General features: G+C 45.2%; 10 protein-coding genes. 4 read left to right on the forward strand and 6 right to left on the reverse strand.

Features of this window, described 5'->3' with window-relative positions; all coding sequences use genetic code 11:
* Positions 1 to 6: 6 nt before the first annotated feature.
* The 3 genes from JO154_RS23665 to JO154_RS23675 are packed head-to-tail and all read left to right on the forward strand — an operon-like array spanning position 7 to position 5,908.
* On the forward strand, positions 7 to 3,393 hold the full coding sequence (locus tag JO154_RS23665) for a TonB-dependent receptor (protein WP_291950659.1): 3,387 nt from the start codon (positions 7 to 9) through the stop codon (positions 3,391 to 3,393).
* A gap of 11 nt (positions 3,394 to 3,404) precedes the next feature.
* Positions 3,405 to 4,235, forward strand: a complete 831-nt coding sequence (locus JO154_RS23670) for a hypothetical protein (protein WP_291950662.1) — start codon at positions 3,405 to 3,407, stop codon at positions 4,233 to 4,235.
* An 11-nt stretch (positions 4,236 to 4,246) separates the two neighbouring features.
* Positions 4,247 to 5,908 carry a hypothetical protein gene (locus tag JO154_RS23675; protein WP_291950665.1) on the forward strand — a complete coding sequence of 554 codons (1,662 nt, stop codon included), beginning with the start codon at positions 4,247 to 4,249 and terminating at the stop codon, positions 5,906 to 5,908.
* A gap of 92 nt (positions 5,909 to 6,000) precedes the next feature.
* Here JO154_RS23675 and JO154_RS23680 read toward each other — a convergent pair whose 3' ends face one another.
* The 5 genes from JO154_RS23680 to JO154_RS23700 are packed head-to-tail and all read right to left on the reverse strand — an operon-like array spanning position 6,001 to position 11,949.
* Positions 6,001 to 7,341: an MFS transporter gene (locus JO154_RS23680; protein ID WP_291950668.1), complete on the reverse strand. Its 1,341-nt coding sequence runs from the start codon at positions 7,339 to 7,341 to the stop codon at positions 6,001 to 6,003.
* A gap of 34 nt (positions 7,342 to 7,375) precedes the next feature.
* Positions 7,376 to 8,038, reverse strand: a complete 663-nt coding sequence (locus JO154_RS23685) for a bifunctional 4-hydroxy-2-oxoglutarate aldolase/2-dehydro-3-deoxy-phosphogluconate aldolase (RefSeq protein ID WP_291950671.1) — start codon at positions 8,036 to 8,038, stop codon at positions 7,376 to 7,378.
* Between the two features lie 4 nt (positions 8,039 to 8,042).
* Complete coding sequence (locus JO154_RS23690; protein WP_291950674.1) at positions 8,043 to 9,041, reverse strand: sugar kinase; 999 nt, start codon at positions 9,039 to 9,041, stop codon at positions 8,043 to 8,045.
* Positions 9,041 to 10,435 (reverse strand): glucuronate isomerase, encoded by a 1,395-nt coding sequence (gene uxaC, locus JO154_RS23695; protein ID WP_291950677.1) that lies wholly within the window; start codon positions 10,433 to 10,435, stop codon positions 9,041 to 9,043. Before uxaC ends, JO154_RS23690 begins: the two co-directional genes overlap by 1 nt.
* Positions 10,436 to 10,449: 14 nt before the next feature.
* Positions 10,450 to 11,949 (reverse strand): tagaturonate reductase, encoded by a 1,500-nt coding sequence (locus JO154_RS23700; RefSeq protein WP_291950680.1) that lies wholly within the window; start codon positions 11,947 to 11,949, stop codon positions 10,450 to 10,452.
* Positions 11,950 to 12,143: 194 nt separating this feature from the next.
* Between JO154_RS23700 and mnmA the strand changes: the two genes are divergently transcribed.
* Positions 12,144 to 13,256, forward strand: a complete 1,113-nt coding sequence (gene mnmA, locus JO154_RS23705) for a tRNA 2-thiouridine(34) synthase MnmA (protein WP_291950683.1) — start codon at positions 12,144 to 12,146, stop codon at positions 13,254 to 13,256.
* Between the two features lie 153 nt (positions 13,257 to 13,409).
* On the opposite strand, the gene JO154_RS23710 is transcribed toward mnmA, so the two are convergent.
* Entirely contained in the window at positions 13,410 to 14,579 is a 1,170-nt protein-coding gene (locus tag JO154_RS23710; RefSeq protein ID WP_291950685.1) for an Fmu (Sun) domain-containing protein, read from the reverse strand.
* Positions 14,580 to 14,636 lie beyond the last annotated feature (57 nt).

The following is a 14,636-nucleotide window of genomic DNA, read 5'->3' on the forward strand; positions in this document are numbered from 1 at the left end:
TTACTTATGGACAAAGTTAGACAAACCTTTGCATTCCTGCTGCCAATAAAATGGCGGCAGCTAGGATGGCTGTTATTGTTGTTGATTTCCAGCCAAATAATGGCGCAATCTCCGGCACTCAACAAGCCTATTACCATCCATGCCACCAATACCAATCTGGCGGCTGTCATCGCTGAATTAGACAAACAAAGTGAATGTAGCTTCTCTTATGATCGCGCTTCTCTTGCTAGCATTACCCTCAAAAGTATACAGTGGAATGCCGTTCCACTGAAAACCATCCTGGAAGAACTGGCAACCAGCTATGGTATTAAATACCAAATCACCGGACAAACGATTGCGGTTAAACTGGCTAACCCGTCCAAAAGTATTACCTATGGCGGTATTCGCGGAAGGATAGTGGATTTCGAAACCACTACTCCCCTTCCGGGAGCCACTGTCCGATTGGAAGGTACCACCTTCGGCACCGTGACCGATAATAAAGGGTTCTATCAACTGAATAACATTCCTAGCGGCAACTATTCATTGGTAATTACTTTCATCGGTTATCAACAGGCGGTAGTTTCCAATGTACAGGTTAGCAATGGACAACACAGTACCCGTGATGTGAAAATGCAGACGGGTAGCAACTTGAAGGAAGTTCAAATTGCGAGTGGCCCACGCAAAGTGAGAGCCGTTACACACAGTACGGAACAACAACTACTGGAAGAGATCAAAGGCGCTACTGGCGTGGTTTCTGGCATATCCAATGAACTGATCTCCAAAACAGCGGACCGCAACGCGGCGGAGGTGGTAAAACGTATTTCCGGTATTACGGTGGTAGACGATCGTTTCATCGTGGTACGCGGGATGAATGAACGTTACAACCTCACTTACCTGAATAGTAACGTGGCGCCCTCTACGGAGCTTTACTCCAAGGCATTTGCCTACGACTTATTACCCAGCAGCGTTATCGATAAAATACTGGTGTATAAGTCGCCTGTGGCCGATTTAGTGGGTGACTACGCAGGTGCAGCCATAAAGGTGTCTACCAAAAATGCAATGCCTGTGCGTCACTTTGATGCGGGTATTCAGTTTGCAGCCCGCGATGGTGCAGCTTTCAGCAATATCGAGAGCTACAACGGCGGTAAAACGGACTTCCTGGGCTTCGATGATGGTACCCGTAAATTACCAGCTTTCTCCCCTAGAATATTCGAAAGCAACCGCAGAAATAACAACATGGCCCAACACGACTGGGTGAATAGTATGTCGCCAGTTTTATCCACCGGCAAACGTTATGCACTCCCGGACATGCAGATTTTCGGCAACTATTACAATAGCTGGAAACTAGGCTCATGGCGTCTCTTCGACCTGACCTCCCTGACTTTTACCAAAGAAACAGTAGCCTACGATGTGTACCGCCAAACAGGTAACACCTATGGACTGAACCTCTCCAGTGATCAGGGACAGGCAGATGGTTATGCCAATAAAATTGGTCATGGTCCACAATCTACAGAAACCGGAAAAATAAACCTGCTGGAAAACCTGACACTGCGTTTTAACGATCGCCATCAAATTTCATTTCAGAACTTCTTTGTAAATGATGGCAAACGTTTTACCAGCGTGTACACGGCCGCAGGTAATGCGGCACCTTCTGAATACAGATCGACGTATGGCTCTTCCAGACAAGATATGGTGCTGTCTTTCCAACAACGTTTGCTCTATTCTGGAAACCTGAACGGCACACATCAATTGGGAAAAGACAAACAACATACGATCAACTGGAACCTGGGTTATACCCATGATCTACAAAGTGTGCCAGACCAGCGCATCATCCATTTTTTGAGCAGTCTGCCTGCCAGAGCGGATAGCGGCACCTGGATGCCAGGCGGATCTAACTGGGACATGGGTACCGCCAAACAAGGTATGATGGCGAGACTATATATCCGCAACCTGGAACAGGTATACAATGGTTCAGCCGATTATGCGGTACAGGTAAGCCCAAACCTTTCCCTCAAAACAGGGGCGTATATGCTCTTCAAAGTAAGACAAGTGGGCAGAAGGTTTTTCCGTGTGAACAGAGCAGGATTACGACCAGATGAGCTCATGTCTGCACAATCTAACAACGACTATATGAAATGGAACCTTGGCTATAACTACAACAATCCTAACCTGTTGCAATACCAGCCAAGAGATCTGTCCAAAGTATGGAGCAGCCAGTATTTCCCCGATGATGGAACCGGCCTCGCGGTGTATGACCTCACCTCTCCTACAGATGCCTATGTTGCTAGCGAACAATACAATGCGTTCTATGCCATGGGCGATTGGAAAACGGCTAAAGAAAAACTCACCATCAACGCAGGTCTTCGTCTAGAATACGATCGCCAGAAACTGGCAGGTGCAAAAGACATGAACATGGGAGAAACTGCCATCCAATCTGTAGATGTAGATCATAAAAAAACAGTCCTCCTTCCTTCCGTCAATGTGAGTTATCGCCCGGACCAACGCTTTGTAATCCGCGCCGGATATGGCCGTACGGTGAACCGCCCCGATTTCCGCGAGCTCACTCCTTATGGTGATTTCGACTTCCAACGCAATGAGGAAATCAAAGGAAATCCGCATATAGTCACTGCCGTTATAGATAACGTAGATCTACGTGCAGAGCTATATCCCCGCAGTAAAAACGAAGTGATAAATGTGGGCGTGTTCTACAAACATTTACAACACCCTATCGAAAAAATGCGGGAAGATGTGACCAATACGGAATTTAAAGATGGATGGAACTATTCCTCGATTTTCTATGATAACGCCGTAAGTGCGCAAGTAATGGGCGTGGAAGCAGAAATCAAAAAGAGTCTTTCATTCATTCCAGGCAATGTATTCAGAAATCTGTCTGTTGTCCTGAACGGCTCCTATATCCACAGCTCTACAGAACGACGCAAAGTGCACAATGATTACTCCAGCGACACCGCCCATACAGATGGTGGTCCACTGCAAGGACAGGCGCCTTACATCGCAAACGCAGGACTGTTCTATGAAAACGTAGGAACTGGTACCAAAGTAAGCTTTGTATATAACATCAATGGTCCTTCTATCTATGCTAAAAGTATCAGAACGATCCATGATTCTACACTGACGGATTTACACACCAGACCAGACCTGTTGCAACTCGGTACGCATCTGCTGGACTTCTCCATCACCCAACGTATCATCAAATCATTACAGGTTAAATTCAGTATACAAAACCTACTGGATCAGAGTTATCGCTTAGTAGAAGATCAGAATTTTGATCACCGTTACAATAAAGAAGAACCGGTTACCAGAGCGGATGGAAAAGTCTTTTATAAAGGCGATAATATTTACACGAAATACAAGCCTGGTAGGTATTTCCTACTCCAATTCACCTATTCATTCTAACAAATCCTTTTATGAAAAGATATATTGCCTTATTGTCGATGATTTGCCTGGTAGCGGCCTGTAATAAGGATGTCACCGCTCCTGAATTACCAGAAGTTGGAAAAATAAGTTACGTTTTTTCTTCCAGCGCCATCATCAATGCGGTAGCCGGTTCTTCTTCCGGAGCCATGGTATTGGTAGATAGTCGCGATACGACCTATACTGCTAATCCAACGATTGAATATTCTCAATACCCTTATCTCTACAGAGTGGATAATGCGTCAATACCCGTATATCCAAGACTGAATTCTATCTGGACAAAGTTCACCAATCTGAATAAAGGAAAACACCAGCTCCTACTGGCAGATACCTCCGGTTTTGGCAAACGTAGAATACTGGATAGTATGCAGGTAGACATCAATCCCGATGCGCCCACCATCGTTTATTATGGCGATAGCTGCGGAAATTTTTCGCACATAGTAGCCGCCGATAAGTATTTGGTAGACACCGCGAAAGTAGGCGTTCGCATCATTAATCTGAGTCCTTTTACTGGCCCAGTTTACATGACGCTAAACAAGCAGGTGCCAGTATCATTTCCTGCATCTACGAAATACAAGGATAACACAGGTTTCCTGTCACTGCCTGTATCAGGTCCTACCACTTTCAATATCAAGCTGTATAGCGTAAGTAATACCTCCAGCTATATTGCCACCGGTAGCATGTCCGTAACTCCCGGTCACGCCTATACGCTGGTGATTTATGGCTATTCCAATAACAATCCAGGTTCTTATATCGATCCAACAACGGGGCGTACGGTTAGCATCACCCCGAATCTTACCATTCTCACCACAAACAATTACTAATAACAATCATCATGAAAAATATTTTTCTTTTCATCGCAGCCATCCTTTTATGGAGCAGTTGTAAAAAGGTAGACGAACATGCCGTGATGGTGAAGGCACAACCATGGTTCGCTGATCATTATACGCAGTTCAGTGGAACACGTATTGCGCCTGTAGACTGGACTTATCCAACAGATGTAGTAGTGGGAGACACGGTTATGTTGATCGGAAAGCTCTTTCCTACGCTCAGTGGAACGTCTATCACTGTTGGAGGCATACCTGTAACCATCCAGGACACTGCTAAGCTGACCATAGTTGGCACCTACTACAGCCCACAAGACCAGATCGATGCGATCCGCTTCGTTGTAACAAAAGATATGGGTGTAGGCCCCAACAGGAAAGTATCTGTAACGGCAAACGGCGTTACATCCTATGGCCCTCCTATCAATATCAAATTGATTAATACCGGCAACATGCGTACCGATACTACCCTCTGGGTAGATGAAATCGCCACCTGGAAACCGGCCGATTTGGATACCTATTCCAGCCAAGGTTATTCCCTCCTCTACTCTGTTTCAAACGATAAAAATGGGAATATTTATTTTCAGAATAGTCTCGGTATACAATCCTTGATTGGCGGACAAATCACACCACTGCTGCAAATCAACGCGAATGCCAAAGATGATAAAGGCAATAGTTTTACGTTCCATCAGTACATTGGCTCCGCGGTTACATTTGAAGGAGATAACTTATACATCTCCGCTGAAACAAAGGAAAACAGCACAGATACCACCGATAATTACATCTATCGCCTATGTAAAATGAACCTGACCACCAAACAATTGACTACGCTCAATCGTACACTGGTGAAGAGGGTAAAGGCCACTGTTGCAGAGAAATCTTTCGACCTTCAGGGCAACGTGTCTTCCCTGAAAATCGTGGCATTGATGCTCCACACAGACGTAAATGGTAATCTGTATTATACTAACTCTTATGCCGAGGATAATCTATATAATAATCATATCAATTGGTACAATGCGATGTCCTCTGGCTCGGTGGGTGATTATGCTTACAATAGTGTGAATGAAATTTCCGCGATGACGCCTACTGGTAATTGTCGTGGACTGATGTATAATAACCTCTCCTCCATAAAAGGCAGTGGTGTCGCAATAAGTGGTGGACAATACTTCCACGACCCAATGGGAAATAATCTGTTCTCTTTTTGGACCACAAACTTTATTCAATTCAACCTGGTACAATATAATTTAGCAGATGATAGTAAAGGGTTTTCTTTTCCTCCCTACCTGACATCTCAATTTACTTTCAGATCATTTGAAACAGATCCAAAGTATAAAATGACAGGCATGAGCGGATTCTGGGTAGATGGATTCGATACGGAATTGAATCGTTGCCTCATATTAACAGATGGAACTATGTTGACAGCAAAGCAAGCCTCCTTATATAGCTTCGATCTATTCAACAAAAACTTCTACTGTTATGCAGGTCTGGAAAAAGCACAAGGGGAGGTATTTCCGGAACAGAATAAAACCACAGGACGAGCCAAATGGGTGGACTTCACAGACACCAGGTTCATAGGTCAGGATAAAAGCGGAGCAGTGTATTTCTTCAACTACCACGGTGACCCCTATACGAACGGTACTAAGTTCTACAAACTCTATCCCAAAAAACAATAACACTACACATAAAAAAAGAGTCAGGGCCGCATCCCCTGACTCTTTACATGTTGGTACTCTTCTTAATCGATTGAAACTTTTATATTCCTACTTTAATTCAATTGTTCCAATGGTAAATTATTTACAGGCGTTGGTTCGTCCAGCACTACAGGATCCATCTTAGGCGCAAAAAGGTGCATCATCAACCAGGCCAGCAAATAGGCAATTCCACAGAAAGTAAGGATGATGCCATAGCCGGTGGAAATTTTGCCTAACAATTTGTAATGATCCAGTATAGAACCTACCAGCAGCGGCGCCAGGGTTCCACCCACAGAACCAGCCATTCCACCAATACCTACAACAGAACTCACTGCCTTCTTAGGGAACATATCAGATACGGTGGTAAAAATATTTGCAGACCATGCCTGGTGAGCAGCAGTAGCCAACCCAATCAATCCCAGTCCAATCACCAAGTTATTAACATGAGGTACAATAACTACCGGCAATACGCAACATGCAAAAAACAGCATAGATACTTTACGTGCTTTGAACACCGGCCAGCCTTTATTGATCAGGTAAGATGACAACCAGCCACCACCAATGCTTCCAATACTGGAAATTGAGTAAATCACGATCAGCGGCCAACCTTTGGAGGCTTTCATATCAATACCATAAGTGGTAGATAAATAGGTAGGCAGCCAGAAAAGGAAAAACCACCATACCGGATCTGTCAACAGTTTACCAAATATAAACGCCCATGTTTGTTTAATGGTAAAGAGTTTCCCCCACTTCACAGAAGATTGTTTCTCGTTTGCAACAGTTACTTCCTCATTATCAGAGTGGATATAATCATACTCTGCTTTGCTAAGTCGTTTTTGACGGGAAGGAATTTCATACCATATCCACCAGAAGAACAACCATATAAAACCGATAGCTCCGGTCCATAGGAAGGCTGTCTGCCAGTGATAATTAGATAAAATCCAGTACACAGTAGGAGGGCCGACAATCGCGGCAATATTAGCACCGGAATTGAATATACCGGTTGCCAGGGCTCTTTCTTTTTTAGGAAACCATTCCGCCACAGATTTAATGGCCGCAGGGAAATTACCCGCTTCACTTACACCCAATACAGAACGGGCAGCACCAAAACCAAAGGTAGATCTGGCAGCAGCATGCGCCATGGCAGAAATACTCCAGACAGCCACCGAAACGGCATATCCCAACTTACTGCCTATACGGTCTATCAGTCGCCCAAATGCCAACAAACCAAGGGAATATGCTGCAGCAAACGCTGTTACCACATAACCATAATCCTTCTCGGACCAGTTAAACTCTACGGCCAGCGTGTCTTTCAATAATCCAATAACCTGCCTGTCTACATAATTGATCGTGGTCGCAAAAAACAACAGCGCACATATACGCCAGCGATATTTACCTAAAGTTGTGGAATTCATTTGGCTGAATTTGGTAATGATAAAGTGGCTGAATTTACTGCAAGCCTTTCAGAATTGCAAACGTTTGCATAACTTTTTCTTTCAACGCGGCCCAATCGCGATTCTCTACGACGGATTTAGAAACCAGGTTGGATCCCATACCAACACAGATAACACCTGTGTCAAACCAACTCTTCATGCTGGCTGCAGTTGGCTCTACACCACCTGTTGGCATAAATTTCAATCCAGGAAACAGCGGCTTGATAGCTGCGGCAAAGCCCGGCCCCAGTACATTTCCTGGGAATAATTTCACCAGCCCTGCACCATTTTTCTCTGCCAATGCTATTTCAGTAGGTGTCATACATCCAGGAATCCAAGTAATCTGGCGCTGGTGGCATATTTCAGCCGTTGCTGGATCTACTATCGGACATACAATAAAATCGGCGCCCGCATCTGCAAAGAAAGCGGCATCGGCTGCATTTTTAATAGTGCCAATACCGAGATACATTTCCGGCATAGTGGCTTTCTTACGCTCCAACATAGCAGTGAAATTCGCTCTAGCAGCGGCACCACGACTCGTAAACTCGAACACGCGAAGTCCTCCGTCATAACAAGCCTGTAACACTTCCAAGCAAACGTTTACATCCTCATGATAAAATACAGGGATAATGCCGCTCTGCTGGAAAGCGGCAAAAATAATTTCAGATTTCGGTGCCATATTTCTACATCAATTTATAAATGTCATCTACCGAAGTAGTATTAAAATCGCCTTTTACAAAGAATTTGGAATACGCTGCTGCAGCGGCAAAAGAGATAATACCCTGATCATCCTTTCCTGCCAATTGCCCATGTATCAATCCCGCCATAAAACAATCGCCACTTCCAACTCTGTCTACTACTTGATCGGTGTCGTAAGTCTTACTCACACTTACTTTCCCTTCGTTGTAATAAAACGCATAGTAATGCGCATGAGTAGGAGCATTGGAGAAACGGAAAGTAAATGCTACGCGTTTGCAACGTTTATAGCGTTCCGTAATTTGCTGCGCGACATGTGTTGCTTGTTCCAGATAAATCTCTCTTTTATCCAGCTCCAATGCTGCGTGATTGAGCGAAGTATCCAGCATGGTATGCGCAGCCCAGATATTTCCCATGATCACATCACAATATTCCACGAGGTCTGGCATTACTTCATAAGGCTTCTTGTGATACTGCCAGAGTTTGCTGCGGAAATTTAGATCTGTGGAGATAGTCAGGCCTTTGCGCGTAGCAGCCTTCAAGACTTCCAGGCAGATGGCCGCTGCAGTAGGATTTAAAGCGGGCGTAATAGCGCTCCAATGGAACCATTCTGCATCTCCCAACAAACCATCCCAGTTTACTGATCCTGGCTCAATAGCAGAGAAAGAGGAATACTTCCGATCATATACTACCTCTGCATGCTTCAGGTCACTGCCTTGTGCGAGATAATATATGCCGATACGATCCCCTCCCCACAGCATACGATCCGTTTCAATACCCAGGGCTGTCAGTTGTGCCAGCACATCTCTGGAAAGCCCGTTTTCCGGTACTTTACTGAGATAGGAAACAGGTGTTCCCCATTGTGCCAGGGCGGCGGCTACATTGGCCTCTGCACCGCCTACGTAGATGGCAGCTGTGTGTTCAGACAACTGCGGGGAAAGCCTCAGCAGGATTTCCCCGAACGTAATTACTTTTACTGCTTTCATTAGAATCCGAAATATGCTTTTGCATTATTGTAACAAATATCCTGGACCATTCTACCCAACCATGCTATATCGTTAGGCAACTCTCCATTCTCTACGTCTTTACCCAGTAGGTTACACAAAATACGACGGAAATATTCATGACGCGAATAAGATAAGAAACTACGTGAATCTGTCAGCATCCCCACAAAGCGGGAAAGCAAGCCCATATTGCTTAAACAGTTCATTTGCTTCTCCATTCCGTCTTTCTGATCCAGGAACCACCAGCCGGAACCGTACTGGATCTTACCCGGTACACTACCATCCTGGAAATTGCCCGCCATCGTTGCAAATACATCATTATCGGCGCCGTTCAGGTTGTACAGAACGGTCTTTGCGAGTTTATTTTTCTTGTCAAGCTCATTCAGGAATGCACTCATAGCCATAGCATTCTTCCAATCGCCAATGGAGTCTACGCCTGCATCTGCGCCCAGAGAGGCCAAAAGCCGACTATTATTATTCCTGATCGCGCCTACGTGAAACTGCTGCGCCCATCCTTTCTCATGGTTCCATTCACATATCTGCAACAGTACTGCTGTCCGGAACTGCTCATTTTCCAGTTCGGTAGCTACTTGCCCCTTACGCGCTTTCTGGAAAATCCCTTCTAACTCCGCAGGGGTGGCTGTTTTGAAGTAAAAGGCACTCTGCCCATGATCACTTAAACGGCCGCCTTTCGCATGGAAATAATCGTGACGCTGCTCTAAACCGGCCATCAGCTTATCAAAGCTGTTGATATCTGTGCTCAGTACTTCCGATAGCTTATCCACAAAGGCATTGAACATCGCTGGGTTATCCACAGCCATGGCCCTATCCGGACGGAATGTAGGCAATACCACAGTGCCAAACGGATTGGCTGCAATGGCGGCATGATGCTCCAGCGAATCCACTGGATCATCTGTGGTGCAAAGCGTTTTAACTTGGTAATGCGTCAGCAGGGATTGGGTGCTGAAATGAGGCAATTGCTCATTGCAGCGCTGATAGATACTTTCGGCGGTGGACTCACTCAGCAACTCCTGGATACCAAACGGATTTTTCAGCTCCATATGCGACCAGTGGTACAACGGATTACGCATGGTATACGGCGTTGTAGCCGCCCAATGACGAAATTTCGTATAGTCGTCGGCATCTCCAGTGATATATTTCTCCGCTACGCCGTTTGCCCGCATGGCGCGCCACTTGTAATGATCGCCACGCAGCCAGATGGCTGTCAGATTCTCAAATACTTTGTTCTGTGCAATCTCGTCTGGCGGCAGATGATTATGATAATCAATTACCGGCATGGATTGCGCATAATCAAAATATAAACGCTGCGCTGTTGCTGTTTGTAGTAAAAAGTCCTCCGACAAAAATGCTTTCATATGCCTTAATGGGTTTATAGTCGTGGAGAAGCCAGCTCCCGACGGATAAACTGCTTAACTCCCTGTTCTTGTAATTGTTCTAAATGTTCACTGATAGTAGCGGTAAATCCAGGGATTTCATCTAAGTTCACTTCCCACAAACGCTGATCACGCGCAATCTGCGCTACCATATCGCGGATATTAGTTTGCTCTTGCCAATATGCTGCGAAAATAGCAGCATTATCGTCGGTAATCAGGTATTCTTCTCCATCCCGTCCACCATAGTATTTGCCATTTTCTACTTTAACAGGTTTCAGGAACAACAGCATAGCAGCAAATCCCAGGCACATATGTGCCGGCAACGCTTGATGCTGCTCATAATAACGCACTAACGTACGCACATTACGAGCATTCATTTTGGAGCTCTCCTGGAAAGTGATGCTAATTAATTTATGCGCAATGAAAGGATTGGCAAACCTATCCAGTACATCTTGGGCAAAGGTGGTTGCCTGCGGACAAATATCCTTGATGGTGGGCAGTATCTCCTGCAAGATCACGTGCTGGAAGAAATGCTTCATATATTCATGCTCCATGCACTCATACACGGTATTCAATCCGCTCAGAAATGCCAACGGTACCGCGGCAGTATGACTACCATTGAGTATACGCAATTTCTGCTCTCTAAACGGCGTGATGCTCGGTGCAATCAACATACGCTCATCCGCAGTATGGAATGACAAAACAGATTTAATGAATTCATCCCCTTCTATAGCCCATAAAAGGAAGGGTTCTACTTCTATCCATAGTTTATCTGCATAACCGGCTTTCTGCTCCTGTTCTGCCAGATTACGGGGCTTTCCGGGCACTATACGATCTACCAAGGAACTACAGAAATGATTTTCAGTGTTAATCCAGTTAATAAATGCCGCCGGCATTTCATTAAAGGCGGCCAATTGCAATACAATATCCTTCAATAGCTTGCCATTATCCACTACCAGTTCTGTAGGCACAATCACGAAACCAGTGTTGCTGCTGCCTTTAAAGTACTGGTATCGCTCCCATAATATCGCTAACAGTTTTCCTGGGAAACTGGAAGGTACCCCTTCCAATACCTTCTCGGCTACATATTGAATACCTACTTCGGTAGTATTGGATATAATTACTTGTAATTCAGGCTGATGCGCGGCCTCTAAGATCTGCGCCCACTCTGCATTCGATTGCAAAACACGGGAAATAGAGGAATTGATGAGTACGCTATCAACTAATTCACCTTGGGAAATTCCTTTGATGTGAGTGGTATAGAGACTGTCCTGTTGGTCAAAATCGCTGGTATCTCCATCGGTGGATTTCACCACTACGATACGACCCTGGAAAATGTCTTTTTTGTTGGCTTTATCCACCAAGTAGTCTACCAGGCCGCGCAAAAGCACGCCGGTGCCGAATTGCAATATCCTTTCTGGAAAATTGAACTGAGCTTCATGAACGCCGGAATCTGCTCTTTTTAGAACGAGCTCCTTATTAAGTGTCGGTAACATTTACATCTTAGCTTTGGACAATAAATATAGCGCGCTAAGTTAATAATTTGTAGCAAGAAGCTAAATAAATCCTCAAATTGGGAAAATGATATCATCAAATAGTCAAAATCGATTGTGGTATTGGCATAATCGATAATATATGTACCAGGGTTGGCGGGATTTTAAGTAATTTTGCAGCCTTAAATTAATTGTAAATGAGCAAGCTTGGAAAAGTGCTGGTTGCCATGAGTGGCGGTATTGACAGTACAGTTACAGCACTGATGCTACATGAACAGGGCTATGAAGTGGTGGGTATCACCATGAAAACCTGGGATTACGCTTCAGCGGGTGCCAGCAAGAAAGAAACCGGCTGCTGTAACCTCGATTCATTCAACGATGCCCGCGCAGCCGCAGTGCATCACGGTTTCCCGCACTTTGTGCTGGATATCAGGGACGAATTCGGCGACTTCGTAATCAATAATTTCGTAGATGAATACATTGCAGGACGCACTCCTAATCCTTGTGTACTCTGCAATACCCATATCAAATGGCGCGCACTGATGAAACGTGCGGATGCAATGGACTGCGAATTTATTGCTACCGGTCACTATGCCCAGATTCGTCAACATGATAATGGTCGACATGTCATCAGCAAAGGTATAGATGAATTAAAGGATCAAAGCTACGTACTGTGGGGTATCCAACAGGATGTATTGGCACGCACCATACTGCCATTAGGGAATTACCGCAAAACCGAAATCAGACAGATGGCCTTCGATTTTGGCTATCCTGAACTGGCGAAGAAAGCAGAAAGCTATGAAATCTGCTTTGTTCCAGACAACGACTACCGCGGATTCCTGAAACGCAAAGTGGATGGCCTGGAAGAGCGTGTAAACGGCGGTAATTTCGTCCTCGCAGATGGTACGATCGTAGGAAAACACAAAGGTTATCCTTTCTATACCATCGGTCAGCGTAAAGGACTGGATATTGCACTCGGACGTCCGGTGTTTGTAACGGAAATCATTCCGGAAACCAATACTGTCGTACTGGGTAATGAGGATGAATTGCAGAAGAATATAATGACTGTAGGTGGCCTGAATATGGGTAAATACGAAACCATTCCGGATGGCATGGAAGCGATTACCAAAATCCGCTACAAAGATAAAGGCGCGCTCAGCAACCTCCATAACGAAAACGGTCTGATCAAAGTGAACTTCTACGAAAACGTAAAAGGTATCGCTCCTGGCCAGTCTGCCGTATTCTACGAAGGCGACGATGTAATTGCCGGTGGTATCATTCACCGCGCAGCTACATTAGACAACCTGTAAAGAGTCCTGTCGTCCCTGCCCAGCAGGTAAGTACAACAAAATTTCCTTCCTGTCGTCCCTGCCCAGTGGGCAGGATGACGAAAAAGATAAAAAAAATGGCGTAACGTCGCAGACGTTACGCCATTTTTTTTATTACAAAAGCTGCAAGTACAGCTATTCTTTATTCCTAAATCGCACCGCATACATCGTATCCGCACCATTACCATAACCCGGAATCACGCCCCCCTCCTCAACTTCCAACGAGCTGTTAGCTGTGATGTACTCTACCACTGCTTCGTTTTCTTTTCTAAACACAGAGCAGGTAATATAAATGAACACACCACCGGGTTTTACAAAAGGTATAACGTTAGTGGCTATACGTTTTTGTAAGTCGTGGAATTTGTCGATTTCTTCTTTCTTGAAAAAGCGAAGATTCTCTGGCGTACGGCCCCAAGTACCAGAACCGCTACAAGGTGCATCCAGGATGATACCATCGAATTTTACACGTCCCATTGTCCCAGGAAACGCAGGATTGGTAAGGTCTGCCACCCTTGCCTCATAATTTTTGATACCAGCCGCAGTAAAGCGTTGCTGTAAATTTTCCAGGATAGACCGCCGTACATCACTTACTAACAGTTGCACGCCTGGCTGCTGATCACGCAGCAGGATGGATTTACCGCCGCTAGCCGCACAACAATCCCACCAGCTTTGGCCTTTCGCAGGCTTAAACAACAAACCTGTTTGTTGACTGCTAGCATCCTGTACTTCATACCAACTCTTATCTTTCAGGATATCTTCTATTTTGGTACCATTCGGTAACGCAAGCGTAGTGCGGTTTTCCAGGAGCTCATACGGTATGCCGTTTTTTTGTAAGGCAGACACGATCTGCTCCTGCTTGTTATTGCGCACGCGTAAGAAGAAATGTGGTTGCCGCAGATAGCTCCAGGCAAAAGCATCCGCATCAATTCCTTGCGAAAGCTCGTCAATAAAGGGAAACAACTGACTAGCGGTGAGACTGCCAGCCCTACTGATTTCCAGCTTTTCTTGCGGAGTTGCGGCGATATGCTGGTTCCACTCTGGTCGTAACTGTTCCAACAAATCATTGGATTGCTGTTCACAAAGGAAGGTTCCCAATAGCAACCGCTCTGAGATATCCAAATCCATATGCCACCATCCCAGGCGGAAATAATGGTACACCAACTGTGAAATCCAGCGCCGGTCGCGGCTTCCCATCTGTGGGTGCTGCTTAAAAAATGCTTTCAGAAAATGATGCAGCGGAAGATCGCCTTTATAGCTGTTGATTACCTTGGCTGCTGATACGAGATAACTTTCCCAACGGGTCATGCGCGAAGTTAGCTTTTTTTCACGCAAAGGCGCAAAGAAGCAAAGAGCGCAAAGGAC

It is taken from the genome of Chitinophaga sp., from assembly GCF_019236475.1.
GTDB lineage: Bacteria > Bacteroidota > Bacteroidia > Chitinophagales > Chitinophagaceae > Chitinophaga.

What these genes read in the sequence shown, in the direction of transcription:
- JO154_RS23665 (WP_291950659.1), top strand. Translation starts at nt 7, where the DNA reads ATGGACAAAGTTAGACAAACCTTTGCATTCCTGCTGCCAATAAAATGG.
- JO154_RS23670 (WP_291950662.1), top strand. Translation starts at nt 3,405, where the DNA reads ATGAAAAGATATATTGCCTTATTGTCGATGATTTGCCTGGTAGCGGCC.
- JO154_RS23675 (WP_291950665.1), top strand. Translation starts at nt 4,247, where the DNA reads ATGAAAAATATTTTTCTTTTCATCGCAGCCATCCTTTTATGGAGCAGT.
- JO154_RS23680 (WP_291950668.1), bottom strand. Translation starts at nt 7,341, where the DNA reads ATGAATTCCACAACTTTAGGTAAATATCGCTGGCGTATATGTGCGCTG.
- JO154_RS23685 (WP_291950671.1), bottom strand. Translation starts at nt 8,038, where the DNA reads ATGGCACCGAAATCTGAAATTATTTTTGCCGCTTTCCAGCAGAGCGGC.
- JO154_RS23690 (WP_291950674.1), bottom strand. Translation starts at nt 9,041, where the DNA reads ATGAAAGCAGTAAAAGTAATTACGTTCGGGGAAATCCTGCTGAGGCTT.
- uxaC (WP_291950677.1), bottom strand. Translation starts at nt 10,435, where the DNA reads ATGAAAGCATTTTTGTCGGAGGACTTTTTACTACAAACAGCAACAGCG.
- JO154_RS23700 (WP_291950680.1), bottom strand. Translation starts at nt 11,949, where the DNA reads ATGTTACCGACACTTAATAAGGAGCTCGTTCTAAAAAGAGCAGATTCC.
- mnmA (WP_291950683.1), top strand. Translation starts at nt 12,144, where the DNA reads ATGAGCAAGCTTGGAAAAGTGCTGGTTGCCATGAGTGGCGGTATTGAC.
- JO154_RS23710 (WP_291950685.1), bottom strand. Translation starts at nt 14,579, where the DNA reads ATGACCCGTTGGGAAAGTTATCTCGTATCAGCAGCCAAGGTAATCAAC.